This is a genomic window from Terriglobales bacterium, from assembly GCA_035573675.1.
Classification (GTDB): domain Bacteria; phylum Acidobacteriota; class Terriglobia; order Terriglobales; family Acidobacteriaceae; genus DATMAB01.
Genome location: DATMAB010000027.1, coordinates 382,879 through 407,387, shown reverse-complemented (window position 1 = coordinate 407,387; position 24,509 = coordinate 382,879). Strand labels below are relative to the sequence as shown.

The following is a 24,509-nucleotide window of genomic DNA, read 5'->3' as shown; positions in this document are numbered from 1 at the left end:
CGATGACCGACGGGATGACGATAACGTGGACCGGCCTGCTGCTGCTGGGCGCGTTCCACGGAGTGAACCCCGGCATGGGGTGGCTGTTTGCGGTGGCGCTGGGCATGCAGGAAAAGCGCCGCCGCGCGGTGTGGCGAGCCATGCTTCCGCTGGGCGCGGGGCACGGGCTCGCCATCCTGGCTGCCCTGCTGGTGGCCGCGCTCGCGGGACGCATGCTGCCGCTGGAGGTGCTGCGCTGGATGGTGGCGGGCGTGCTGCTGACGCTGGGCATCTACCGGCTGTTCCGTCATCGGCATCCACGGTGGGTGGGCATGCAGGTGGGCATGAAGGATCTGACCGTGTGGTCGTTCCTCATGGCCACCGCCCACGGCGCCGGGCTGATGGTGCTGCCGCTGTTCCTGGGAATTGCGGCTCACCAGGGCGGCGCTCACGCCCAGCACGCAATGCAGGCGGGAGGAACGGGCCTGTTCGCGGGACTGATGGTCACGCTGGTGCACGGCGCCGGCTACCTGGTCGTAACGGCGCTGGCGGCGGCGGTGGTGTTCGAAAAGCTGGGCGTCGGGCTGCTGCGCAAGGCGTGGTTCAACCTGGACGTAGTGTGGGCGGCGACGCTGATCGCCACGGCAGGGCTGACTGTGGCGTTCTGAGAGTTTTCGGTTCTCAGTTCTCAGTGGTCGCGTAGAGACGTTGCTTGAGACGCAGCAAGCTGCGGTCTCTACGTGAAGGCCTGAAGGCAGAATGGCGTGACGGCCCTCACGAGCCCGAGTCGCCCAAGCCGTCCGAGCTCGCCAGCGTGCATACGCAGGTACTTGTCGTCGCGTACGAGACGCTGCTTGAGACGCAGCAAGCTGCGTCTCTACGTGAAGACCTGAAGAGGAATGGCTGGCTGCTCTTAAGAGCCCGAATCCGCCGTGCCGGCCGAGGAGTGGGCCAGGGTGGTGCGCAGATACTTGTAGGGGTTGACGGGGGCGTCGAAGATGCGGACCTCGTAGTGCACGTGGGGACCGGTGGAGCGGCCGCTCAAGCCGACGTAGCCGATGACGTCGCCGCGGCGCACGCTCTGCCCGGGCGTGACGGCGAATCCAGAAAGGTGACCGAAGCGGGTGGAGATGTTGTTGCCGTGCACCAGCACGACCATGCGTCCGTAGCCGGCCATGGAGTCGGCGAAGACGACGATGCCCGCCGCGGGCGCTACAATCGGGCATCCGTAGCAGGAAGAGATGTCCACCCCGCTGTGGAAGGCTCCCTCACCGTTGAACGGGTCACGGCGCTCGCCGAAGGAGCCGGTCACACGACCCTCCACCGGCCAAAGGTGCGGCGCGGCCGCGAGCTGGAGCCAGTCGGCCACCGTGGCTCCGCCCCGGGGGCCGAAATTGAAGCCGATGGCCAGCGAGGTAGCGCCGGTCATGGCTGAGGTCTTGAGCTGGTAAAGGCGGTCGAGCGAGGTGGCGAATTGCTCGTCGCTGAACTGGGCGCCCAGGGCCTCGGTCAGCAAGGGATCGGTTTTCAGTCCGTAGAGCAGCGAAACCTCGCTGGCCAGCGAACCCAAGGAGGCCACCTGCAGGTCCTTTTCCTGGGCCACCCGCTCCAGCTTTTCGTAGCGGCTCTCCAGCGCCTGCTTCTCGGTTCGCAACTGGTTGAAGCGCGCCACTTTCATCAGCATGCGGGTGTAAGAACCGGCCATGCCGGTGATGGTGAACATGCCAATCAGGGCGCCGGCCAGGAATACATAAAGGTAATGAAGGGGAATGGGAATCTTCTTCAGTTCGCCGTCGGAGTCGCGGGTTACCAGCAGAATGTACAAGCGCTTCCGCAAAAGGTACTTCTCCCGTTTCAGGACTCGTGTTCGAGGATTGCGGAGGGCCCGCCCTTCACTTTTCCGCCGGCGGAGCTTCCGCGTCTCCTGGAAGCTCCACACACAGGTTCGGTGGGCTTCCGTCTTTGGACCAAATGTTGGCCGTTCCTGGGCTTTGTGAACGGCGGGTGAAGGCTAACAAGCCGGAAAACGCGTGTCAACAGGAAATGGCAAAAAATCTCCCTAGGCCCCACATCTTAAGGGAGTTAGTGACAATGGACGTCTGGACGATGGTACGGTTGGCATCCGGGCAGGCGCGGACGGGACTCCGGGTGACGGCGCTTACTATAATGGCTGCTTGCCGCTCGCCGAAAAGCTCCTGATCGAACGCGTCCGCCACCGCAGCAGAGCGCGCGGGGGAGCGGGAGTGCTCCAGGGAATCGGAGACGATTGCGCCCGCCTGCGGATCCCGCCCGGCTTCGAAATGCTGGTCACCACCGACCTGTCGGTAGAGGGCGTGCACTTCCGGCGGGACTGGCATCCGCCGGAGTCGGTGGGGCACCGCTGCCTGATGCGCGGCCTGAGCGATATCGCTGCCATGGGGGGCGAGCCGGTGGCGGCGTTCCTATCGCTGGGTGTGCCATCGGTCGTGCCCCAGTCCTGGGTGGACCGCTTCCTCAACGGCCTGCTTGGCCTGGCACGCCAGCAGCACGTGACGCTGGCGGGCGGCGACACGTCCGACTCGCCGCGCGCGGTGGTTTGCGACATTGTGCTGGTGGGACAGGTACCGCGGGGCCGGGCGATCCTCCGGTCGGGTGCCCGGCCAGGTGATGCGCTCTACGTGACCGGGGAACTCGGCGGGGCGGCGATGGTGCTCGACCAGCTTCGCCGGAGCCGGTTCCGCGGAAGTCCTTACTCAAAAGCGGTTGCGCCACACTTCTTCCCTTCGCCGCGGGTGGAGGTAGGCCGTGTGCTCGGCCAGCGGAGGCTGGCCACGGCCATGATTGATGTGAGCGACGGGCTCTCGACCGACCTGGAGCACCTTTGCCGGGAGAGTGGGGTGGGGGCGGTGGTCGTCGCGGAGAGCGTCCCCCGGCGGGACGTCCGCCGCGGCCTGGATTTCGCCCTGCACGGCGGGGACGACTACGAGCTATTGTTCACCGCCCGCCGGCAAGTGCCAAACAGAATCGCCGGGGTGCCCGTGACCTGCATCGGCCGGATTGTTTCCGGAAGGAAGCTGTGGCTGGAAGAGGCCCAGGGACGGCGCAAGCGGCTGAAGCCGAGGGGGTGGGAGCACTTCCGGTAGTTTCCAGTTTCAAGTTTCGAGTTTCCAGAAAGAGCCGACCACAAAGGACACGAAGGTTTCACGAAGGGGTAGGAGTCTGATGGCGAGCCGAAAGTCCAGCTCGGTTGCGGTGTTGTTGGCCCTCCTCGCGCTCGGGGCGTACAGCTATCACCAGTTCCAATTGGAGCGGCACGCGCGGCCGCTGGACGCGGCGCCACCCGGACAGGTTCTAAGCGAAAACCATTTCTCTCCCGGCGAGAACCTGGAGCGGCTGGATGTTGACCGGCTGCGCAGCGCCCAGCAGAACGTGGATATCGCCATGTACGCCTTCACGGACAAATACATTGCCGAGACACTGGTGGGGCTGGCGCAGCGCGGGGTGCGCATCCGGCTGTATCGCGACCGCTCGCAGTACCAGCAGGAACAGGAAAACGCCGCCCGTTATCGCGATGCCTCGACCACCGACATGTTGCGCGGGCAGACGAACATCCAGATCCGCGTCAAGGCCAGCGGCCGCCGCGACCTTATGCACCTGAAGTCCTACGTGGTGGACGGCACACTCTTGCGCGACGGCAGCGCCAACTGGTCCGCCGCGGGGCTGAAACGCCAGGACAACAACGCCCACTTCACCAACGATCCCGCCCAGGTGCGCGCCTTCCAGCAGGCGTTCGAGGCCATGTGGGAGGCGGAGACGAATGAGATCGTGCAGTGAAGCAGAGCCAGACGGCAGGCTGCGGGTGGCAGGACGCAGGTTTCAGCCGCAGGCTTCGCGGACTTCTTTCCACGCGGCGTTGAAGCGGCCTCGCTCCTGCGAACCATCCTTGAAGTGCAATCCGTAGCTGCCTTCGCTGCCGTCAGCGATTCTTGCACGGCGGACAACCGAAGCCGGCCGCGCCGGGAGTACGATGATAGCGTGCGGCTGACGGAAAAAATCCTGGCCTACGTCCGCGAACAGGGCCTGCTGCGAGCAGGCGAACGCGTGGGCGCGGCGGTTTCGGGCGGAGCGGATTCGGTGGCGCTGCTGCGCGCGCTGATCGAGCTGCGCGACGGGCTGGGCATCGTGATTTCCGTGCTGCATTTTCATCACGGCATCCGCGGGGAGGAAGCGGACGCCGACCAGCGCTTCGTGGAGTCGCTGGCCGCGGCCCACGGGCTGGCCTTCTTGACCGAACGCGGCGACGCTCCCGCCACCGCGCGGGCGCGCAAGCTGACGCTGGAAGAAGCGGCGCGCGCGCTGCGTTACGCCTGGATTCGCAAGCTGCTGCGGGAGCGCGCCGTGGATGCGGTGGCCACCGCGCACACCGCTGATGATCAGGCGGAGACCGTGTTGTTGCGGCTGCTGCGCGGCGCCGGCACGCGCGGGCTGGCGGGAATCTACCCGCGCAAGAAGGAGGAAGCCGGGGCTGTGATCCGGCCGCTGCTGGCGGTGCGCCGCGCCGAGGTGGAGGACTACCTGCGCGGGCTGGGGCAGGAGTGGCGCGAGGACCCCATGAACCGCGACCCGGGGCACGCCCGCAATCGCGTACGGCACGAGCTGCTGCCGCTGCTGGAGCGTGACTACAGTCCGGGAATCGTTCCCGTGCTGGCAGACACGGCGGAGATCGCGCGTGGCGAGGAAGAGTTCTGGCAAGCGGAGGCGGCGCGCCTCCTGCCGCAGCTCGCGGGGGGAACCGCCGCCTCCGGGTTTTCGCTCGATGCCGTCCCGCTCAGCCGCCAGCCGGTGGCGGTGCAGCGCCGCTTGCTGCGTGCGGCTGCCGAAGCCGCCGGCCTGCGTCTGAGCTTCCATCATTGCGAACAGGTGCGGCTCCTGGCAGGACCCGGGGCCTCCGGCTCCTGCGAGCTGCCGGGAGGCTGGCGCGCGGCTTTGCTCCGTGGCCGCCTGGTCTTCGAGCGGCGTGCGGAAAGCGCCGCGCCTGCCGGATACGAATACCGGCTGAGCGTCCCCGGCGAAGTCGAGATCACCGAACTGGGAACCGTGATTCGCGCCTCTTTGGTACCCTTGGCGGCCGGGAAGCGGGAGTATAATCGGGGCCGCTTTCTGGAGCCTCGGAAGCTCGGGCCGGAACTGGTGGTGCGCAACTGGCGCGCCGGAGACCGTTTCTGGCCGGCGCACAGCAAGTCGCCGAAGAAGGTGAAGGAATGGCTGGCGGCACGCCGGGTCGTCGGTGCCGACCGCCGGCTGTGGCCGGTGGTGGCCAGCGGCAAGGACATCGTCTGGATGCGCGGCTTTCCGGCGGCCGAACCCTTCGTGGTCGCTACGGACGAGAGCGCGGTGGTCATCGAGGAAGTGGCACGGAGCGTGGCGGAGAAGGACCGGGCGTCCTCTCCGGGAGCGGACGCGTGAAGCAGGACGGCGCAAAACTGCAAAACCTGAAAACGCTGATCAGCGCGGAGCAGATCGCGAAGCGCGTGAGCGAGATCGCTCACCAGATTTCGACCGACTACCAGGGCAAGACGCTCTACGCCGTGGGCGTGCTGGAAGACAGCTTCATCTTCATGGCCGACCTCATGCGCGCCCTCGAAGTGCCGGTGGTCTGCCAGTTCCTGAAGCCGGAGACCAAGGAAAAGCTGCAGGGCGCAACCGAAACCACCGAGATCTTCTACAGCCCCGAGGTGCACGTGGAAGGACAGCACGTCATCCTGGTGGAAGCGCTGGTGGAGTCGGGCGTGACCTCGGACTTCCTGATGCGCAACCTCATGGGCCGGGGCGCGGTGAGCGTGAAGCTGGCCACCTTGCTGGACAAGCAGTCGGCGCGCCGCATCGCGCTGCAGCCCGACTATTTCGGCTTCCAGATCGATAACTCCTTCGTGGTGGGTTACGGCCTCGGCGGCCCCATCCTGGGCCGCAATTTGCCCTACGTGGCCACCACCGAAGCGGCGGCCAAGCCGGCACGTTGACTTTTTTCTCCGACCGCCCTGTCACTGCCCGATTACCCGGTTACGCCGGTAATCTTGCTGGCACCCTGTTACGGCCCGATGATAAGAGCGGTGTAGCGCGGCCAAAACAGGTACAATCAGTTCGGGTGGTGGCTGATTCCCGGGCCGAAAGCGGTCTGGGTGGCATCTAATTGTTTGTAGCTGCCCAGGCAGAGCCGGGAGCGGCCTTTTTTCCCGAGGAGCGTTGAGTGAATTCGACCGTCAAGACCATCGTGTTCTGGGTGCTGATCGCAGTCTCCGCGGTGCTGCTGTGGCACCTGGTGGTGCGGGCCGGCGGGGCCGGCGTGCAGGAACGCGAAATCAGTTTCTCCGACTTCATGAACCAGGTGGACCAGGGCAAGATCTCCGAGGTCACCATCATCGGCGCCGAAGTGCGCGGCAAGTTCCGCGACGAGAACGCGGTCTTCCATACGACGGTCCCCACCAACTATCCGGACATGATCACCGTGCTGCGCGAGAAGGGCGTCAGCATCAAGGTGAAAGACGTGCAGGGCGGAACCTGGTCGAGCTGGCTGCTGGGCCTGGCCCCGGTGCTGCTGTTGATCGGGTTGTGGGTGTTCATGATCCGCCAGATGCAACTGGGCGGCAACAAGGCGCTGTCGTTCGGCAAGAGCCGCGCGCGCCTGCTCTCCATGCAGCAGAAGAAGGTCACCTTCAAGGACGTGGCCGGCGTGGATGAGGCCAAGGAAGAGCTGCGAGAGATCATCGAGTTCCTGCGCGAGGCGCAGAAGTTCCAGAAGCTGGGCGGACGCATTCCCAAGGGCGTGCTGCTGGTCGGGCCTCCGGGCACCGGCAAGACGCTGCTGGCGCGGGCCGTGGCCGGCGAAGCCAACGTGCCCTTCTTCTCCATCTCCGGCTCGGACTTCGTGGAGATGTTCGTGGGCGTCGGCGCCAGCCGTGTCCGCGACCTGTTCGAACAGGGCAAGAAGAACGCTCCGTGCATCATCTTCATCGACGAGATTGACGCCGTCGGCCGCCACCGCGGCGCCGGCCTGGGCGGCGGGCACGACGAGCGCGAGCAGACCCTGAACCAGTTGCTGGTGGAGATGGACGGTTTCGAGTCCAACGAAGGCGTGATCCTGATCGCCGCCACCAACCGTCCCGACGTGCTGGACCCGGCGCTGCTGCGCCCCGGCCGCTTCGACCGCCGCGTGGTGGTTCCGCTGCCCGACGTGCGCGGACGCGACGAGATCCTGCGCGTCCACACCCGCCGCATCCCGCTGCACGAGGATGTGGACCTGATGGTGATCGCGCGCGGCTCGCCGGGCTTCAGTGGCGCCGACCTCGCCAACCTGGTGAACGAGGCGGCGCTCAATGCGGCTCGCAACAACCGCAAGAGCGTGACCATGTACGACTTCGAGCTGGCCAAGGACAAGGTCCTGATGGGCGCCGAGCGCAAGTCGCTGCTCTTGAGCGAGAAGGAAAAGAAGGTCACCGCCTATCACGAGGCCGGCCACGCCCTGGTGGCGGTGATGCTGCCCGACGCCGACCCCATCCATAAGGTCACCATCATTCCGCGGGGCATGGCGCTGGGCGTCACCATGCAGTTGCCGCTTGATGACAAGCACACCTACAGCAAGAGCTACCTGGAGACGCGCATCGCCATCATGATGGGCGGCCGCCTGGCCGAGGAACTGTTCCTCGACCAGCGCACCACCGGCGCCGGCAACGACATCGAGCAGGCCACCGAGCTGGCCCGCAAGATGGTCTGCGAGTGGGGCATGAGCGATCTGGGTCCCATCACCTTCGGCAAGAAGGAAGAGCAGATCTTCCTGGGCCGCGAGATCGCGCAGCACCGCGACTACAGCGAGGAAACCGCCATCAAGATCGACCAGGAAGTGCGCCGCATCGTTGACCAGGGCTACAACACGGCCAAGCGGCTGCTGGAAGAGAACCGCGACAAGCTGGTCCGCCTGGCCGAAACCCTGCTGGAGCGCGAAACCCTCGATGCCAGTGAGATCCGCTTGCTGCTCGAGGGCAAGGAGCTACCGGTCAAACCGCGAGCCAGCGCGCCCGAGGCCGCGGGTGTGCAACAGGTGCTCAAGCCTGAGCCCGGCCGTACGCCGGGACTCGCCGGGGAAAAGCCGGCGCCGGCGTAAGGACAGTTCTCAGTAGTCAGTTCTCTGTTCTCAGAAGGGCGGCCGCTAGGCCGCCCTGATTGTTCGTAGCCGCCACTGGGCTCCGTCACTTGGTAGCTTGAGCCCCACCGCTGGCATGGCCGCCCCCAAGGTCAGCCGGTGTACAATTTTGTTGCTTCCACAGTGAACTCCGAGTCGCGTTCGTCATGTCTTCAGTGCGCACGCTCGGCCTCTTCTTCCTGCTCTCCTTCCTGCTGGCGGGTTGCGACACGAGCACGTTCTGCTTCATCTCTACGCTGAGCGCTTCACCCGCGACCGCAACCATCTTTGTGGGCAGTTCGCAGAAGTTCATTGCCTCGGGCAGCACGACGACCGTTGCCTGCACCATCCAGTCCGACCCCGACCCGGCGACCGCCGTGGTTTGGTCGGTTTCCGATCCCGTCAACGTCAGCATCAGCAACACACCGGGCGCGACCTTCGGTACCGCCACCTGCCTGGGACCGACGTCCGGCGCGGTGACGGTGACCGCTACCCTGCCGGCGGAGGCGAACGCCGGGCGCAAGCTCACGGCCACCTCCACACTGACCTGTAAGTGAACGCGGTACGCCGAGAATTCCGGTTGCGGGCTGAGGATTCCAGCGCTACCATCGGCGCAATTTTGCTGCTGAGGAGGACTGCATGGCCACGTCTCCGGCCACACCCGCCGCGTTCAATCACGACCGCTTCACGGCCCGCGCCAAGGTCTTTGACATCGCTCCCAAGTTCCATTTCTACGATCCGCAGGGGCGCGTAATCGGCTTCCTGAAACAGAAGCTGTTCAAGCTGAAGGAGGACATCCGGCTGTACGCGGACGAGAGTGCTACGCAGGAGCTGCTGACCATCAAGGCGCGGCAGATGCTCGACATCTCCGCCACCTATGACGTGACCGATTCACGCCAGCAGCAGAAGGTCGGGGCGCTGCGCCGCAAGGGGCTGAAGTCCATCCTGATCGACGAGTGGACTATCCTCGACGCCGGCGACCGCGAGATCGGGCTGATCAAGGAGGACAGCGCTTTGATGGCCACCCTGCGCCGATTCCTCTCCAACCTGATCCCCCAGACCTACCACTTCGAGGTCGGCGGACAGCATGTGGGCAAGGCCGCGCAGCGCTTCAATCCCTTCGTGCACACGCTGGACGTGGACCTGACGCCCGACCGCGAACGCAAGCTCGATCGCCGCCTGGCTGCCGCCGCCATCGTGCTGCTGCTGGCCATCGAGGGAAGGCAGGATTAGAAGTGGGTGAAAAAGGACCTTCGCACATCTGCCCCTCCCTTTGCCCTTGAGCCGAGTTAGCTGACCCGAATCAGCGGCTTTGCCGCCCGCAGGACCTCGCCGACCTCAGCCGCCGGCAGGCGGCGGTCGCGCAGTGCGCGCAGAAGGGCGTCGCTGTCCTTGGCGGCGACGGAGATCAGCAGACCCCCGGCGGTCTGCGGATCGAACAACAGCGTACGCAAGTCTTCTTCCACTGCGTCATCCCACTCCACCACGCATTCAGCGAACTCGCGATTGGCTTTGAGCCCGCCGGGGACGTGTTTTTCCCGCACGCACTGGAGCGCGCCTTCGAGCAGCGGCACGCGGGAAGCCGCCAGGCGCAGGCTCACACCCGAGGCCAGCGCTACCTCGCGCGCATGTCCGATCAGCCCGAAGCCGGTGATGTCCGTACAACTGTGCACTTCGTAGGCGGAATCGGTCATCACCTCCGCCGCTGCGCGGTTGAGCGTGGTCATGGAATTGACGGCGGCCTCCACCCACGCCGGCTCTGCCTTGCCGCGCTTGATGGCAGTCGAGATCACGCCCGTGCCGAGGGCCTTGGTCAGCAGCAGGCGGTCGCCCGGCCTTGCGCCGGAGTTGGGAAGAACACGTTGCGGATGGATGGTGCCGGTGACCGCGTAGCCGAACTTGATCTCTTCGTCGCGGGTGGAGTGCCCGCCGACAATGGTGCAACCCGCTTCCATCATCTTGGAGAGACCCCCGGCCAGGATCTGCTCCAGCACCGCCAGGTCGCCCTTTTCCGGGAAGCAGACCAGGGTGAGGGCGTTCAGAGGCCGCCCGCCCATGGCATAGACGTCGCTCAGCGAGTTGACCGCCGCGATCTGGCCGAACGTGAACGGATCGTCGACGATAGGCGTGAAGAAGTCCACCGTATGCACCAGCGCGAGCTCGTCGGAAATCTTGTACACCCCGGCGTCGTCGGCTTTGTCGAAGCCGACCAGCACGTTCGCGTCCTGTTGCCGGGCTAATCTCCCAAGCACCGCGTCCAGCGCCGCCGGACTCAGCTTGGAAGCTCAACCCGCCGCCTTGACGGCCTCCGTCAGGCGCACGGTCTTCACTTCGCCCATGAAACCAATTGTAGATTGAATCATTTGTTCATTGGATCATTGCGCGGCCGGCGCTTGAGACTTTCGCGCTCTCGCTGACCGCAGACGTTCTCCATTGATTCCATGACTCAATGATTCAATCGTCAATTGAAACTCACTGCCGTCACCGTGATCGCCGGATACTCCCGGTTCCAGTCGGCGCTGACATGATCGAAGATCAGGCGGAAGCCGCGCGTCTCGCCGGGCTTCAGCGGGGCAGCTTTCAGATCGGTGACGTCCACGTAGGGACCGCGCTGCTCATGCACCTTCACCGGCAGCGTCTCTTTCTGCACCACTTCGCCTAGCGAATTCCGAAAGACGATCTCGACCGTGACGCCGCTCACCGTACGGTCACCCTGATTCGTAAGCTGGCCTTCGAGGTAGGTCACCTTGCCGCCGACGAAGTTCGCCACCTCGCTCATCTTCAGGTCGGCGAACTGAAGCTTTTCGCCGTAGGCGTGGGGACCCTCGCTGACGGGTTGCGCCGTTCGCTCCCCGGATGGTCGCGTGAGCAGCACGAGGGCGCCGATCGCGAGCACCACCAGCAGTGCCCCCGCGCCAATGGCGGGCCAAGCCACGCTCCGTTCAGTTTCCGGAGGATTGCCTTCGGGAGAAAGCGGCTCCACGGCAGCGATTCTACTACTCGCCCGCTACGGTCAGGCCGTCGATGCGCAACGTGGGGCAGGCCACGGAGCCGCGGAACTCCAGGTCGCTGGCAATCTCTGCGATGTTGCGCAGCATATCCTTCAGGTTGCCGGCGATCGTGACCTCCTCGACCGGATACGCCAGCTCGCCGCGCGAGATCCACAGCCCGCTGGCGCCACGCGAGTAGTCGCCCGTCACCAGGTTCACGCCGAAGCCCAGGAGCTCGGTGACGTAGAATCCGTCCGCGATGTCTGCGATGAGCTGCTGTGGTGTGCGTGTGCCCGGCTGAAGGAAAAAGTTGCCCGCGCCGATGCCCGGCGTCCCCGCCAGGCCCCGCGAGGCGTTGCCCGTCGTCTGCAATCCCAGCTTGCGCGCGGTGTAGGTGTTGAGCAGGTACGACTGCAGTACGCCGCGCTCGATTACCACGGTACGCCGCGTGGGTACGCCTTCGCCGTCAAAAGGGGATGTTCCAAATCCGCCGGGCATGGTGCCGTCGTCGATCACGGTGACGTTCGCGCTCGCGATCGCCTGCCCCAGTTTGCCTTCAAGGAACGAAGCCCCGCGGTAGATGGAGTCGCCGTTCGCCGCCTCGAAGATGTGTCCCAGCAAGGACTGCGCTGCCATGGACTCGAACACCACCGGTACGCATGCCGTCGGGACCTTGCGCGCGCCGAGGCGGCGTAGCGCACGTTGTGCCGCCACGCGTCCCACCTGCTCCGGCGGCTCCAGCTTCTCGAGCGAGCGCGACACCGCGTACCAGTAGTCACGCTGCATGGCCGCGCCTTCCTGTTGCGCTACCGGCACCGCAGCCACGCTGCAGTACGAGCGCCGGTACTCGCCCGTGAATCCCAGCGAGTTGGCCAGCACCTTGCGCCCCGAAGCGGCGTCGAACGATCCGCCTTCGGAGTTGGTGATGTGTGGGTCGAAGTCGAGCGCGGCCCGTTCGGCGCGCCGCGCGTAATCGATGCGGTCCGCAGTCGAGAGCGACTCGACGTCGTCGTGGAACAGGTCCAAATCGCCGGCAAGCGTGCCCAGTTGTGACGCGTCCGGCAAACCGGCATGCGGATCTTCGGACGCCACGCGCGCCAGCGCCAGTGCGCCTTCGATCATGCGCGCGATCCCCGCCGGAGAAAAGTCCGTGGTATAGGTCGAAGCCGCCCGGTGGCCGAAGAAGACGCGCAGGCCCATGGCATGCGAGCTCGCCTGCTTGAGCGTCTCGACCTCACCCAGGCGCACGACGGTAGAGAACTCATCACCTTCGCGCACCACCGCTTCAGCCGCGGTGGCGCCGGCCGCGGTCGCGCGACGCACGACATCGGCGGCAAGCTGTTTGAGATCAGTTGTCAGAATGGAGGTTGGCAAGGAGTTGTGTTCGCTTGCGAGCTCAAACGCGCGCCCCGTCAAGCTCGCCCCACACCGCGATCGTAGTCAAATGTTTCAATGATCCGATAATTCAATGATCAATCCCGCTGTGTCTCTGTAATGAATCCTTAGCTCCGGAAGTCCGTCCCCACCTGCCGCTGCGCCGTGCCGCCCACGGTGATGCGGTCCACCTTGAGCGTGGGGATACCGACGCCCACCGGCACCGACTGGCCATCCTTGCCGCAGGTGCCCACGCCCTCGTCGAGCGCCAGGTCGTTGCCCACCATGGAGACGCGCGTCAGCACGTCCGGCCCGTTGCCGATGAGCGTGCAGTTCTTGAGAGGCGCGGTGATCCTGCCGTCTTCGATCAGGTACGCTTCCGAGGCCGAGAACACGAACTTGCCGCTGGTGATGTCCACCTGCCCGCCGCCGAAGTTGGCCGCGTACACGCCGCGCTCCACCGAGCGTACGATGTCCTCCGGCGAATCCTCGCCCGCCAGCATGTAGGTGTTGGTCATGCGCGGCATGGGGATGTGCTCGTAGCTTTCGCGGCGTCCGTTGCCCGTATCCGGGATGCCCATCAGCCGCCCCGAAAGCTTGTCGCTCAGGTAGCCCTTCAGGATCCCGTTCTCGATGAGCACCGTGTTCTGTGTTGGCGACCCTTCGTCGTCCACGTTGAGCGAGCCGCGCCGGGAAGGCAGCGTGCCATTGTCCACCACCGTGCACTTGGGACTGGCGACGCGCTGTCCCAGCAACCCGGCGAACGCCGAGGTCTTCTTGCGGTTGAAGTCTGCTTCCAGGCCGTGGCCGATGGCTTCGTGCAGCAGGATGCCCGGCCAGCCCGGGCCCAGCACCACCGGCATCTCGCCCGCCGGCGCTTCGCGCGCGTCCAGTTGCACGACGGCCTGGCGCGCTGCCTCCTTGGCGAAGTGCTCCGGCGTCTTTTGCGTCTCGAAGAAATCCAGCCCCACGCGGCCCCCGCCCCCCGAAGTGCCGCGCGCAGAAACGCCGTCGGACTTGGCGATACAGCTCACGTTGAAGCGCGCCAACGGCTGCAGGTCCCAGGCGACGCTGCCGTCCGACCCAGCCACCAGGATGTGCCGCGCCTCGTCCGCCCAGCTCACCCGCACCTGCGCGATGCGCGGATCGTAGGCGCGCGCGGCGCGGTCGGCACGCAGCGCCAGCTCCAACTTCGCCGTCACCTCGTTCTCCGCAGCGCTCGTCCTCACCGGATAAAGGTCGCGCACCGGCGCCCGCTTCATGCCCGCTACCGGCGTACGCGCCGGGCCGCTGGCGATCAGCGCCGCCGTGCGCGCCGCATGCAGCACCTTCTCTGGCGCAAGGTCGTCGGTGTGGGCGTACCCCGTGCGCTCGCCCGAAATCACCCGCACGCCGCAGCCCGCGGAAAGCCCCTGGCTCGCCGACTTCACCAGCGACTCATCCACCAGGATGGAGGTCGTGAGCTGATATTCGAAGTACAGGTCGGCGTAGTCGCCGCCGGCCGAAAGCGCCGCGCCCAGGTAGCGCTCCAGGTCGCGCTCCGTCAGTCCGAAGCGCTCGAAGAATGGTTGGACATCCTGCATGGCGGACTCTTCGATTATCCCATGAGATGCCGTGCTGCACGCGGAGGACGCAGCGCTCCGTTTCCCTCCCGAACCAAAACAAGACTCAGCTTCTCCGTGTCTCCGTGCCTCTGTGGTGAGAGAATCTCCCGCCATGACGCCGGAATCACTGGCGCGCGCGCTTTCGGACTTCCTCGCCGGCGCGCGCGACGCCCTCGTCATCGAAAGCGGCGAAGAGGTGTTCGATTTCTCGACCGCGCGCTACTCGGTCTCTGCCGACCGCGGCCGCTGCCTGCTGCACCTGTGGTCGGAGCAGCGCAACACCGTGGTCCGCGTTTTGGAGGCGGAAGAATCCCGCGGCACGCTGCGCCTTTCCGTGCAGCGTTTCGGGCAGTCGCGGCCGGCGCGCATGGAAATCCTTCGCGACCGTGACCGCCGCCCGCCTGCGGCGCGACCAGCTGCCCGTTCCGCCTACCGCCAGCGATTGCGACGTATTTTGGAGCGCAATTTTCCGGACCTGCGCACGACGGCGCTGACCTCGGCCATGGACCTGGAGCGCTCCTTCGGCCCGGTCTACGCCCGGGGGATGCTTCGCCGCGGGCGTTCCGCCTTCGCCGTCCTGGGGGTGAATGCGAGTGAGACGCAGGCCGCCGTCGATGGCGCCCTCACTTTTGGGCTGCTTTGGCTCGACCATCTCCGCCGGCGCGAAGCCGCGCGCTTGGTCATCGAGGGCTTGAAGCTGTTCGTGCCCGCCGGACGCGGCACCATCGTGCGCGAGCGCATGGCGCACCTCGATCGCACCGCCGCCCGCTTCCAGCTCTTCGAAGTCAACGAGCGTGACGCGACCCTCGATGAGCTCGACACCGGCGACCGCGGCAACGTCGCCACCCGTCTGGTGCGCTGCGTGGATGAGTCCACGACCCGCCTCCGGTTCGCCGCCATCGAGCGCGTTCTCGCCCTGGTTCCCGAAGCCGAGGTCAAAGTGCTCTCGTCCGCGGAGGTTTCTTTCCGCCTGCATGGCCTGGAGTTCGCGCGTGCCCGCTCGGCTCCGGGCGAAGGCTTTCGCGCCGAGGAACAAGTCGTTTTCGGCATCGCGCCGGAAGAAACGGTTCTCACTGCGGAGACCGAGGCCCGGTTCGTAGCGCTGGCCCAGGCCATCGCCGCCACGCGCTCGCCCGCCGGTCCGCGCGACCATCCCTTGTGGCGCATGCAGCCGGAGCGCTGGCTGGAGTCGCTGGTGGCCCGCGACGTCTCCGCTCTCGACACCCGCCTCGACCCCGCCTGCGTCTATTCCCAGGTGCCGGCGTTCGCTGCCGGCGACCGCGCCATGATCGACGTGCTGGCCGCCACACGCGAGGGCCGGCTCGCCGTTTTGGAGCTCAAGGCCGGCGAAGACATCCACTTGCCGCTGCAAGGACTGGACTACTGGGCGCGCGTCGTCTGGCATCATCAGCGCGGCGAGTTCCGCCAGTTCGGCTACTTTGCCGGCCGCGAGCTTTCGGCAGAGCCTCCGCTCCTCCTGCTGGTCGCACCTGCGCTGCACGTCCACCCGGCTACGGACGTGCTCTTGCGCTATCTTGCCCCGGAGATCGACTGTACTCTGCTCGGCATCGACGAGCGCTGGCGCGACGGCGTGCGCGTCATCTTCCGCAAGCGGAAAACCCCGGCCACGGATTCGCACGGATGAACACGGATCGAGAAGTGGTTCAATAGTGCACCGGCCCGATCATCGGAAATCCCTGCGGGAGCTTCTAAGGCCGACCACCAGGAGGTCCCCATGAACCGCTATCGTCTTGGACTGCTGCTGGTCTTCATCACCGTTTGGACCTGGGCCGCAATCCGGCCCCTCTTCCCCAAGGACTGGCTGCTGGAGAACCTGCTTGTTTTCCTTTTTGTTCCGCTGATCATCCTCACTGGCCGCTACTTCCGCTTCTCTGACGTCTCCTACACCCTCATCACGCTGGCCATGTGCCTGCACCTCATCGGGGCGCACTACACCTATGCCGAGGTGCCCTTCGGTTTCACGCTGCAGCGATGGTTCGGCGCCGACCGCAACATGTACGACCGCTTCGTCCACTTCTCCTATGGCCTGCTGTTCGCGTACCCGGTGCGCGAAGTGTTCCTGCGCCTGGCGCGCGTAAAGGGATTCTGGGGTTTCTACCTCCCGCTCGACGTCACGCTCTCGCTCTCCGCCGTCTACGAGATCATCGAGTGGCGCGTGGCCGCGCGCGTCAGCCCGGAGGCCGGCCTCGCCTTCCTGGGCTCGCAGGGCGACATCTGGGACGCGCAGAAAGACATGCTCGCCGCGGGCCTGGGCGCCTGTATCGCCCTCGTCGTGGTGGCGCTGATCAACTGGAAGTGGGACCCCAACTTCGGTTGCGAGATGCGCGAGAGCTTCGGCATCCAGGAATGCGAGCCGCCGCCCGGCGAAAAAGCCATGGGCCAGGCGGTGAGGAATCGCGTCCGGCGGCGTAAATTGACGGCCGGGTCACACAAGTAAGCTTAAATCCCGATTCACCGCCGAGAACGCAGAGAGCGCAAAGAAAATCGGTAGCCACGGATGGTCACGGGGCATCCCGGGGATTCTTGATCTGGTTACTTCGCAATCGATCCGTGTCATCCGTGTTCATCCGTGGCCAAGGGTTTCTCCGCGCTCTCTGCGTTCTCCGCGGTGAAGTCTGTTGCTCGTTCGCCCCGGTACACTCGCGACACGCCCCGCACCAGCCGCCGCATCGGCAATTCATCCCGTTCATCCGTCAGGAAGATCTCGCCCACGCGGCTTGAGCGGTAATACCAGTGCTTGAGGAGGGCCAGGTGTTCCATGCGCTCGAGGGCCGAAGTCTCCTGGGCCGCGGACACCGTGGCCAGCGCCTCCGCCAGCCGCGCTTCCATCGAGACCGGTTTGCCTTGCCGCGGCTCCACTGCGAACGCAATGGGCGCGCCGATCACGCCCGCCTCCACCCGGAACAGCGCCACCGAATGCGGCTCCGCTGAGCGCTGCACGATGACGCCGTGCAGCCGGTCGAGCCTCCGGACCAGCTCCGGCGCCTGCGCTGCCGCCGCCTGCGCCTTCTCCAGCCGCGCATGGAGGGCGGAAGCGGCCTCGAATTCGAGCGCGGCAGAAGCCTTCTCCCGTTCAGCCGCCAGTTCCGACTCCAGCGACCGCCCGCACGTATCCAGATACTCTTGCACGCGCCTGACCTCGGCGACGTACTCGGCGTCTGTGCAGCCCTTGAAGCACGGCGCCAGACACATCTTCATTTCGGAGTAGATGCAGCCGGGAAACGCCGGATCGGGATTGAGGTCGAAGTCGCAGCGCCGCATCTTGTACAGGTCGAGGGAATCATTCAGGAACTTCTCCGCCGTAGCCCGCGACGGGAACGGACCGTAGTACACCGATCGCCCGCGCAGCGAAAGCCGCCGCGTCAGAAAGGCGCGCGGCCAGGGATTATCCAGGTTCAGCCGTACCAGCGGCGCAAAGCGCAGTCGCAGGCGCGCGCGGTACGTCTGCGGAAAGATCTGGCGCAGCACGCGGTACAGCAGCAGGCCGGATTCGAAATCCGAACCCGTGGCCGTGTATTCGATGGTCCGCGCTCGCTCGCGCAGGTTCAGGCGTGTCGAGCGCTCTTCCGCCGGACCGAGCAGCCGCGTAAGCCGCCGCCGCAGGTTGGCCGTCTTCGCCGCATACGGCTCGCTTCCCGCTCCCCCGCGCAGCAGGAACACGCCCGGCGCCGCCGGAATCGCTGCCAGGATCTCCGCGTCACGCTCCGGTAGGAATTCGACGACCTGTGCCAGCACAAGAGGATTTTCGCACTACGGAGACACGGAGACACGGAGGAAATCCAGTCATGTAGTCATCGGGTTATCTGGCCATCGGAAGGCGCCGCCACTCGACGAAGCGATGGAAGTAACTTCGTATTCTCCGTGCCTCCGTGTCTCCGTGGTGAGAGGGTTCCTATCGGAAGCTGGCGCTGCTTACCCGCTGCCGGAAGTCCTGTCCCTGTATCTCGATCTTGCGGCACATTTCTTGCAGCCGGGAGCGCATGCGCTCCCCGATGCGGTCGCCCAGGGTCTCTTCCCGTGCCGCCCGCACGGCGCCGGTGACGCTGGAGGGCGGCAGGTCGGGAAAATTGGTCGTGATGATGGTCGTCCGGCGGTCGTTATAGCGCGTGTTCAGGATCAAGCTGACTGTGTCCCACACCCACTCGGTCGGCTTTACCGCGCCCAGCTCGTCGAGCACCAGCACTTCCGCCTCGAACACGGGGCGCAGCAGTTCCATCTCCGTGGTCTGGACCGAGGGATTGTACGAGTTCTGGATCTGCTTCAGCAGGTCGCGGTAGTCCGTGAACAGGCAGTGCGCTCCCTTGGCGCGGATCAGTTCTTTCAGGATCCCGACCGCCAGGTGCGTCTTGCCCACGCCGATCGAGCCCACCAGCAGCAATCCCGTAGACTCGAGCGGATACTCTTCGACGAACCTTCCCGCAGCCAGCCGCGCCGAAGCCAGCGAGGGATGCGCTCCCGGAAAATCGGCATGGAAGTCGGAAAGCTCGCAATGCTCGTAGCGCGCAGGAATGCGCGCCTGCTCCAGTAGCTTCTCGGCCCGCTCCGCAAGGCGGCAGTCGCAGCGCGCCCGCCGCCCGCCCTCGACCTCCTTCCACCCCGAGCCCCGGCACAGCGGGCAGAGTTTCTCTTCGACCACAGCCATGCTCAGCACTCTACGTCCGCGTTCCATCGGACGCAACCGCGATGCTGCCGGAGTTGTTCCCCCGGCTGTGCGCTTCTCGCCTTTGCTGTGGAAATCCGAGGAAATCTCCTCCTCGACTTGGTACCCGACTTGGTGCCCCACGTTCGCGCCGCGCTGTTTCGGCGCTAACGTGGGTAGGAGACTTGCGGGTGCCCCACCCTTTTCGCTCGCGCTTTTTCGAGCGAAAGGGTGGGAAAACTTGATGTTAGTGCCGTGGTGCCCCACGTTCGCGCCGCGCTGTTTCGGCGGCGCTAACGTGGGGATATAGCCTTCCGTTTGCCGCTTCCGCCGGTCGTCCGGTAGAATAAACGCTTTGCAGCGAGGAGTTTCTTCCTAACATGAAAGCCGGTATCCATCCTGCCTACAACGAAGTGCGGGTGCACTGCGCCTGCGGCAACACCTTCACCACCCGCTCCACCCACAAGGGCAACATCAACGTGGAGATCTGCTCCAACTGCCACCCCTTCTTCACCGGCAAGCAGAAGCTTATCGATACCGCCGGCCGCGTCGAGCGTTTCCGCCGGAAGTACGCCAAAGGCAGCGAAAAGAAGAACTAGACTGCGCCTCGGGTTGCCCCTTGGAGGGGCACGGCTTTCCGGCCGTAAGCGGTCTCTCCCAAGAGGGCTTTAACCCTGAGGCAGGTCCTCGTGGCCCTCGGCCATAGCGAGGCATTCCTCGGGCCTAATTCGCGTCCGTCCGCGCGCGTGTGCTCCACCCTTGTCGCTCGCGAGCGACAGGGTGGGCGAAGATCACACCGCCTGTGTGCACCACTTGCACCGCGTGGCCCCCGCCGCAATGGTCTCGGTGCATGCCGGGCAATTCTTGGTCGCCGGCGCCGGCTCCGGCTTGAACATCGCTTTGGCGATGAGGAACACCACCGCCGCGATAATCACAAAATCCACGATCGCGCCCGCGAAATCGCCCACCAGGAACTTGCCCGACCCCACCTCCCACGTGATCTGCCGCCATTCGCCTGAGGGCGTCACCATGCCGACCAAGGGCATGATCAGGTCGTTGACCAGCGCCGTCACTACCTTGCCCACCGCCGCCCCCAGGATGAACCCGGTCGCCAGCGCCATTACGTTCTCCTTCACAAGAAACGCTCGAAACTCACCCACCATGGCTCCCTCCAGCCCTGCAGAAATCAATGCCGCGCGCATTCTCCCATAGCAGCGCGTGCCTGTAGAATAAGGCTCGTGCAGAAGTTCTGGGACGGCCCGCCTCCTTCGCTCGCGGCCGCGCCTGCAGCGGCGACCGTGCCCGGATGTGTGCGAATCGACGGGGTCGAGATTGCGCCCGCCACGTTCCTGGCTCCCATGGCCGGCGTCACCGACACCGTCTTTCGCCGCTTCATCCGCAACCTGGGCGGCTGCGGCCTCATCATGACCGAGTTCACCTCCGCCGACGGCGTCTTGCGCGCCAGGGACAAGAAGGCCCGCCGCTACCTGCACTTCTACTCGGACGAGCATCCCATCTCGGCGCAGCTCTTCGGCAGCGACCCCCAGGTCATGGCGGATGCTGCCCGCCTGGTCGAAGACCTGGGCTTCGACTTGGTGGACCTGAACCTCGGCTGTCCGGCCAAGAAAGTCGTCAAGTGCAACGGCGGTTCGGGACTGCTGCGTGACCTGCCGCGCATCCGCCAGATTTTCGAGCGTGTGCGCGCCGCCGTCCGCATCCCTTTCACGGTGAAGTTCCGCGCCGGCTGGAACGACCAGGAGATCGTCTGCGTCCAACTCGCCCGCATGGCCGAGGACTGCGGCCTGAGCGCCGTGGCGCTGCACGCCCGCACCCGCGAGCAGGGCTACACCGGCAACGCCCGTTGGGAGTGGATTGCGTCGGTCAAGCAGGCGGTCTCGATCCCGGTGATCGGGAACGGCGACATCCGCACGCCCGAGGACGCCTCCGCCATGGTCGCCCGCACCGGCTGCGACGGCGTGATGATCGGCCGCATGGCGGCCTCGAACCCCTGGATCTTCCGCCAGATCGCGCAGTACACCGCCACCGGCGCCTACGACCATCCCACCGACGCCGACCGCTACCAGATGATCCGCACCTACTTCCGCATGCTGATCGACGAGCAGATGCCCGGCGCCGAAGGCAAGATGAAGCAGTTCGTCTCCTGGTTCACCCACGGCGTCGCCGGCGGCGCCGCCCTGCGCAAAGCCGTCTATGAGTCGCGTACTGAGCAGCAGATCCTGGAGCGGGTGGAAGCGTTCTTCGAAAGCCTGTTGGCCCAACCGACGCCCGCCGCCTGATGTTCAGCCCTGACGGTGCCTTGCCGGTGCCCCATGTCTGCGCCATGCCTTCCGGCGGAGACGTGGGATTACGGTCGTGTAGGACGCGGGGCCACGTCCGCCAGCGAAGCTCGACGGTGCCCCACGTTCGCGCCGTGCTCTTCGGCGCTAACGTGGGTTCTACCCCTCCCTTGCGCGTGAAGAATCAAGAGGCTGTCTGGCTCTGTTGATCCTGTCTTGAAAGGGCGCGGCTTCAGCCCCGCTGTAAGCGGCCCCCAAATGAATTGTCATCCCGAGGGGCCGCGAGGGAGCAACGCGGACCGAGCGGGCAGGGCCTGTCGCTCCCGTTTTTCCTTCGATTTCTTCTTGACAAGTTCTACATGATTGATATAGTATTTAATTGTAACTTACCATTTTGATAAGTTACCTGTTTTGAATATTTTGGCTCTAAGCTCTTTGACATCAATATTTTCCCGGGGCTGAATCGCCTAACCCCCTTTACCCCCAATATTTTCCAGCGAAATAGGGGGAGGGGATACCCCACCTCCGGCGCAGGCTAGGTCGTCACTGGCCGGGCCACGATGCCGCCGGCATCGTCGGCTTCCAGGTAGGCCCAGGGCGTCGTCGGATCGTGGGTGAAGACCATCAGCCAGCGCTGCGGGATGGCCTCGGCGTACACGCGATGGCGATTCGCGATGGTCTCCAGCGGGTAAAGGTCGTAGCCCAGCGTCCAGGTCGGCTTGAGATGATGGGTAGTGGGGATCAAGTCGGAGATGTAGCATGCCCGCCGCCCGCCGCTCTCCACCATCACGGCCTGCATGTGACGGGTGTGGCCCGGCAGCACACGCACCGTGACGCCGGGCACGATCTCGCGGTCGCCGCGCAACAGGCGCATCTGGCCGCTCGCCACCAGCGGATCGTAGTTGGCGCTGATGTAGCTCACGCGGTCGCGCTCGTGCTGCTCATGCGCGCGCTCCAGTTCGCCCTGCTGCACGTAGTAGGTGGCTCGCGGGAACGTGGCCACGGGCTTGCCGTTCCGCAGCACCGTGTTCCAGCCGCAGTGATCGAAGTGCAGGTGGGTGTTGATCACGATATCGATGTCGTCAGCGGCGACACCCGCGGCGGCCAGGCTCTCCAGCAGCATCGGCTGGTGCTGGTAGATCCGCTGCAGCTTCTCGCTGAGCTTGTTCCCGGCGCCGGTCTCGATGAGCACGGTGTGCTCGCCGGTGCGCACCAGCAGCGAGTTCAGGGCAGGACGGATGCGGTTCTGCGCGTCGGCCGGCCACTTGCGCTCCCACAGGACCTTCGGGACCACGCCGAAGAAGGCTCCGCCATCGGAGTAGTACGAGCCGTCGGAGAGCACGCTGAGCTCGAAATCCCCCAGCGCGAGCCGGGGCGGCAAGGCGGTCTTGGCTTCAGGACGGGACACGAATCGTTCTGCACCGCAGGCGACGCGGTGGAGCGCGCCGGGCATCCGAATTCAGTGTACACCGCGCCAGCAGCGGGAACGGGCCGCCGGGAGGCCGAAGCGCGGTGGTACAATGGCGCGGTATTTTCCCGCCGAGTGGTTATGCATCCGGACCTCTCCAACCTGATCGCGCTGCAGGAAGCGGATCGGGAGATCGCCCGCCTCACGGCCGAGATCCAGGCCCTGCCGCGGCGCGTGGCCGCCATCGAAGAGAAGCTGGCCCACACCCGGAGCCAACTGGAGAAAGCCAAGGCGGCTCTGGCCGCCAATCAGAAGGATCGTAAGCACCACGAAGCCGAGATCCAGGATCAGCGGGCGAAGATTTCCAAGTACCGCGAGCAGTCCCTGGCGGTGAAGACCAACGAGCAGTACAAGGCGTTGCTGCACGAGATCGAGTACGCGGAGAGCCAGATCCGCGCCGCCGAGGACAAGATCCTCGAAGACATGGTTGCAGCCGACGCCCACGAGGCAGCGATCAAGGCGGCCGAGGCGGAGCTGCAGGAAGAAACGGCGGAGATCGAGAAGGAAAAAGCGGAGGCGCGGGCCCGCACTGCCGAAGACGAGGCCCTGCTCGGGGAGTGGACCGCCAAGCGCGACGCGCTGCGCGCCCGGATCACGCCCGACGTGGTCGAACGCTACGACCGGGTGTTGAAGCTGCGCAAGACGAACGCCGTCACCGAAGCCCGCGACCACCAGTGCGGCGAGTGCCACGTGCTGCTGCGTCCGCAGACGTACAACGAAGTGCGCCGCAACGATTCCATCGTCACCTGCGACTCCTGCGGCCGCATCCTGTACTACGACCCGTCGCATGAGCCGCATCCGGAGCCCAGCCGTTCGCGCAAGCGGGCGGCAGCGGTTCTGGAACCGGAAGAGGAGGAACCAGAACCCGGAGAGCCGGTTGCCGAAAGCGGTACGCCGGCTTGAAGGGTGTCGAGGCAGCGACGCGGCCGGGACCTTCGTCGATGCCGAAAGGAGTACCGCCATGGTTCGCCGAGTCCACACTCTGTGCGCCCTTTTCCTGCTGTCGCCTCTTTTCGCTTGGGGCCAGCGCACGCCTTCCGTCGAGGGAACGACTTTCGCCCGGGTCATGGTGCGCGTCACCTACAGCGATGACCGGCCGGCGAAAATGCAGTTGCGCGTACAACTGCTGACGGGAAGCGAACAGTACACCACCGAAGCGTTCACGGACGATCAGGGGCAGGTGGAGTTCTCCGGGGTGCAACCGGGTACGTACCGGATACGAGTCAGCGGGATGGGCATCCAGGAGACGACAACCGGCGCCTTCACCATCTCGCGTAGCCAGAACTCGCACACGGAATTTGTGCGCGTGGAGCGCGCCAAGAACGCGGACGGCAGCCTGGCCGTGCCGGAGGAGGCCATGGTCTCCGCCGCGGACCTGAACGTGCCGGGCAAGGCCCGCAAGGAATACGAAAAAGGCGGCAAGGCGATGGAGGAAGGGAAGTGGGGGGAAGCGCGAGCGCGCTTCGAGAAGGCCATCAGCCTGTATCCGCAGTACGCAGCCGCGCACAACGATCTGGGCGTGGTGTACATGAATACCGGCGAGCGGGAACGGGGGCGGGCCATGTTCGAGAAGGCAATCGCGATCAACGGTCGCTACGCCCGCGCGCATCGCAACCTCGGCCTCCTGCTGTTCCAGGAAAAAAGGTACGCGGAGGCCGGGACAAGCTTCGACAAAGCACTGGCCACCGAACCGCTGGATGCGCAGACGCTCACCATGCTGGCGCAGGTTCAATTGCTGCTGCACAAGCCGGAGGCAGCCGCGGCCACAGCCACCAAAGTCCATGCCGTCCCTCATGAGCAGTTCGCCGCCTGCCACCTGATCGCGGCGCGCGCCTATGAGGCGATGAACAAGGAAACCGACGCCATGGCCGAGTACACGATCTTCCTGCGGGAATCGCCCAACAATCCCAACGCGCCCCGGGTACAGGCTGCCCTGGACGCCCTGAAGGCCCGGACGCGCTGAAGCGCGGCGTATCCAGGCC

General features: G+C 65.5%; 23 protein-coding genes. 14 read left to right on the top strand and 9 right to left on the bottom strand.

Going from position 1 to position 24,509, the window contains the following annotated elements:
- Positions 1 to 2 precede the first annotated feature (2 nt).
- Positions 3 to 647, top strand: a complete 645-nt coding sequence (locus VNK82_14395; GenBank protein HXE92145.1) for a hypothetical protein — start codon at positions 3 to 5, stop codon at positions 645 to 647.
- Between the two features lie 245 nt (positions 648 to 892).
- Here the strand turns inward: VNK82_14395 and VNK82_14390 are convergent, their stop codons facing one another.
- Complete coding sequence (locus VNK82_14390) at positions 893 to 1,816, bottom strand: M23 family metallopeptidase (protein ID HXE92144.1); 924 nt, start codon at positions 1,814 to 1,816, stop codon at positions 893 to 895.
- Positions 1,817 to 2,153: 337 nt separating this feature from the next.
- Between VNK82_14390 and thiL the strand changes: the two genes are divergently transcribed.
- From thiL to VNK82_14355, 7 genes are all read left to right on the top strand, one after another.
- On the top strand, positions 2,154 to 3,101 hold the full coding sequence (gene thiL / locus VNK82_14385; GenBank protein ID HXE92143.1) for a thiamine-phosphate kinase: 948 nt from the start codon (positions 2,154 to 2,156) through the stop codon (positions 3,099 to 3,101).
- 79 nt (positions 3,102 to 3,180) lie between these two features.
- A complete protein-coding gene (locus VNK82_14380; protein HXE92142.1) occupies positions 3,181 to 3,792 on the top strand; it encodes a phospholipase D-like domain-containing protein in 612 nt (203 codons plus the stop codon).
- A 201-nt stretch (positions 3,793 to 3,993) separates the two neighbouring features.
- Positions 3,994 to 5,424, top strand: a complete 1,431-nt coding sequence (tilS, locus tag VNK82_14375) for a tRNA lysidine(34) synthetase TilS (protein HXE92141.1) — start codon at positions 3,994 to 3,996, stop codon at positions 5,422 to 5,424.
- Positions 5,421 to 5,978, top strand: coding sequence for a phosphoribosyltransferase family protein (locus VNK82_14370; protein ID HXE92140.1), 558 nt, complete (start codon positions 5,421 to 5,423; stop codon positions 5,976 to 5,978). Before tilS ends, VNK82_14370 begins: the two co-directional genes overlap by 4 nt.
- A 227-nt stretch (positions 5,979 to 6,205) precedes the next feature.
- A complete protein-coding gene (gene ftsH / locus VNK82_14365) occupies positions 6,206 to 8,116 on the top strand; it encodes an ATP-dependent zinc metalloprotease FtsH (GenBank protein HXE92139.1) in 1,911 nt (636 codons plus the stop codon).
- 185 nt (positions 8,117 to 8,301) lie between these two features.
- Positions 8,302 to 8,691 (top strand): hypothetical protein, encoded by a 390-nt coding sequence (locus VNK82_14360; GenBank protein HXE92138.1) that lies wholly within the window; start codon positions 8,302 to 8,304, stop codon positions 8,689 to 8,691.
- An 82-nt stretch (positions 8,692 to 8,773) separates the two neighbouring features.
- Positions 8,774 to 9,367 carry a hypothetical protein gene (locus tag VNK82_14355; protein HXE92137.1) on the top strand — a complete coding sequence of 198 codons (594 nt, stop codon included), beginning with the start codon at positions 8,774 to 8,776 and terminating at the stop codon, positions 9,365 to 9,367.
- A gap of 56 nt (positions 9,368 to 9,423) precedes the next feature.
- Here VNK82_14355 and selD read toward each other — a convergent pair whose 3' ends face one another.
- The 4 genes from selD to tldD form a co-directional block, all read right to left on the bottom strand.
- Positions 9,424 to 10,473 carry a selenide, water dikinase SelD gene (gene selD, locus VNK82_14350; protein ID HXE92136.1) on the bottom strand — a complete coding sequence of 350 codons (1,050 nt, stop codon included), beginning with the start codon at positions 10,471 to 10,473 and terminating at the stop codon, positions 9,424 to 9,426.
- Between the two features lie 122 nt (positions 10,474 to 10,595).
- The gene (locus VNK82_14345) at positions 10,596 to 11,069 is read right to left on the bottom strand and encodes a DUF2393 family protein (protein HXE92135.1); all 474 of its coding nucleotides are present in this window, start codon (positions 11,067 to 11,069) and stop codon (positions 10,596 to 10,598) included.
- A 61-nt stretch (positions 11,070 to 11,130) separates the two neighbouring features.
- On the bottom strand, positions 11,131 to 12,447 hold the full coding sequence (locus VNK82_14340; protein ID HXE92134.1) for a metallopeptidase TldD-related protein: 1,317 nt from the start codon (positions 12,445 to 12,447) through the stop codon (positions 11,131 to 11,133).
- Positions 12,448 to 12,626: 179 nt separating this feature from the next.
- Positions 12,627 to 14,081 carry a metalloprotease TldD gene (gene tldD / locus VNK82_14335; protein HXE92133.1) on the bottom strand — a complete coding sequence of 485 codons (1,455 nt, stop codon included), beginning with the start codon at positions 14,079 to 14,081 and terminating at the stop codon, positions 12,627 to 12,629.
- Positions 14,082 to 14,214: 133 nt separating this feature from the next.
- Between tldD and VNK82_14330 the strand changes: the two genes are divergently transcribed.
- A complete protein-coding gene (locus tag VNK82_14330; GenBank protein ID HXE92132.1) occupies positions 14,215 to 15,747 on the top strand; it encodes a hypothetical protein in 1,533 nt (510 codons plus the stop codon).
- 90 nt (positions 15,748 to 15,837) lie between these two features.
- Positions 15,838 to 16,560 (top strand): DUF2238 domain-containing protein, encoded by a 723-nt coding sequence (locus tag VNK82_14325; protein HXE92131.1) that lies wholly within the window; start codon positions 15,838 to 15,840, stop codon positions 16,558 to 16,560.
- 116 nt (positions 16,561 to 16,676) lie between these two features.
- Here the strand turns inward: VNK82_14325 and VNK82_14320 are convergent, their stop codons facing one another.
- Both VNK82_14320 and VNK82_14315 read right to left on the bottom strand, forming a co-directional pair.
- Entirely contained in the window at positions 16,677 to 17,858 is a 1,182-nt protein-coding gene (locus tag VNK82_14320; GenBank protein HXE92130.1) for a hypothetical protein, read from the bottom strand.
- 157 nt (positions 17,859 to 18,015) lie between these two features.
- Complete coding sequence (locus tag VNK82_14315; protein HXE92129.1) at positions 18,016 to 18,765, bottom strand: ATP-binding protein; 750 nt, start codon at positions 18,763 to 18,765, stop codon at positions 18,016 to 18,018.
- Between the two features lie 377 nt (positions 18,766 to 19,142).
- On the opposite strand from VNK82_14315, the gene rpmE reads away from it, so the two are divergent.
- Positions 19,143 to 19,361: a 50S ribosomal protein L31 gene (gene rpmE, locus VNK82_14310; protein HXE92128.1), complete on the top strand. Its 219-nt coding sequence runs from the start codon at positions 19,143 to 19,145 to the stop codon at positions 19,359 to 19,361.
- Between the two features lie 192 nt (positions 19,362 to 19,553).
- Here the strand turns inward: rpmE and mscL are convergent, their stop codons facing one another.
- The gene (gene mscL, locus VNK82_14305; GenBank protein ID HXE92127.1) at positions 19,554 to 19,925 is read right to left on the bottom strand and encodes a large conductance mechanosensitive channel protein MscL; all 372 of its coding nucleotides are present in this window, start codon (positions 19,923 to 19,925) and stop codon (positions 19,554 to 19,556) included.
- Between the two features lie 75 nt (positions 19,926 to 20,000).
- Between mscL and dusB the strand changes: the two genes are divergently transcribed.
- The gene (gene dusB, locus VNK82_14300; protein ID HXE92126.1) at positions 20,001 to 21,059 is read left to right on the top strand and encodes a tRNA dihydrouridine synthase DusB; all 1,059 of its coding nucleotides are present in this window, start codon (positions 20,001 to 20,003) and stop codon (positions 21,057 to 21,059) included.
- Between the two features lie 535 nt (positions 21,060 to 21,594).
- Here the strand turns inward: dusB and VNK82_14295 are convergent.
- A complete protein-coding gene (locus VNK82_14295) occupies positions 21,595 to 22,467 on the bottom strand; it encodes an MBL fold metallo-hydrolase (protein HXE92125.1) in 873 nt (290 codons plus the stop codon).
- Between the two features lie 141 nt (positions 22,468 to 22,608).
- Between VNK82_14295 and VNK82_14290 the strand changes: the two genes are divergently transcribed.
- Together VNK82_14290 and VNK82_14285 are read left to right on the top strand one after the other, a co-directional pair.
- Complete coding sequence (locus VNK82_14290; GenBank protein ID HXE92124.1) at positions 22,609 to 23,430, top strand: C4-type zinc ribbon domain-containing protein; 822 nt, start codon at positions 22,609 to 22,611, stop codon at positions 23,428 to 23,430.
- Positions 23,431 to 23,488: 58 nt separating this feature from the next.
- Complete coding sequence (locus tag VNK82_14285; protein HXE92123.1) at positions 23,489 to 24,490, top strand: tetratricopeptide repeat protein; 1,002 nt, start codon at positions 23,489 to 23,491, stop codon at positions 24,488 to 24,490.
- The last annotated feature ends 19 nt before the right edge of the window (positions 24,491 to 24,509 follow it).

Coding starts and splice junctions, on each gene's coding strand:
- VNK82_14395 (HXE92145.1), top strand. CDS start 3: ATGACCGACGGGATGACGATAACGTGGACCGGCCTGCTGCTGCTGGGC.
- VNK82_14380 (HXE92142.1), top strand. CDS start 3,181: ATGGCGAGCCGAAAGTCCAGCTCGGTTGCGGTGTTGTTGGCCCTCCTC.
- VNK82_14360 (HXE92138.1), top strand. CDS start 8,302: ATGTCTTCAGTGCGCACGCTCGGCCTCTTCTTCCTGCTCTCCTTCCTG.
- VNK82_14355 (HXE92137.1), top strand. CDS start 8,774: ATGGCCACGTCTCCGGCCACACCCGCCGCGTTCAATCACGACCGCTTC.
- tldD (HXE92133.1), bottom strand. CDS start 14,081: ATGCAGGATGTCCAACCATTCTTCGAGCGCTTCGGACTGACGGAGCGC.
- VNK82_14330 (HXE92132.1), top strand. CDS start 14,215: ATGACGCCGGAATCACTGGCGCGCGCGCTTTCGGACTTCCTCGCCGGC.
- VNK82_14325 (HXE92131.1), top strand. CDS start 15,838: ATGAACCGCTATCGTCTTGGACTGCTGCTGGTCTTCATCACCGTTTGG.
- VNK82_14315 (HXE92129.1), bottom strand. CDS start 18,765: ATGGCTGTGGTCGAAGAGAAACTCTGCCCGCTGTGCCGGGGCTCGGGG.
- rpmE (HXE92128.1), top strand. CDS start 19,143: ATGAAAGCCGGTATCCATCCTGCCTACAACGAAGTGCGGGTGCACTGC.
- mscL (HXE92127.1), bottom strand. CDS start 19,925: ATGGTGGGTGAGTTTCGAGCGTTTCTTGTGAAGGAGAACGTAATGGCG.
- VNK82_14290 (HXE92124.1), top strand. CDS start 22,609: ATGCATCCGGACCTCTCCAACCTGATCGCGCTGCAGGAAGCGGATCGG.
- VNK82_14285 (HXE92123.1), top strand. CDS start 23,489: ATGGTTCGCCGAGTCCACACTCTGTGCGCCCTTTTCCTGCTGTCGCCT.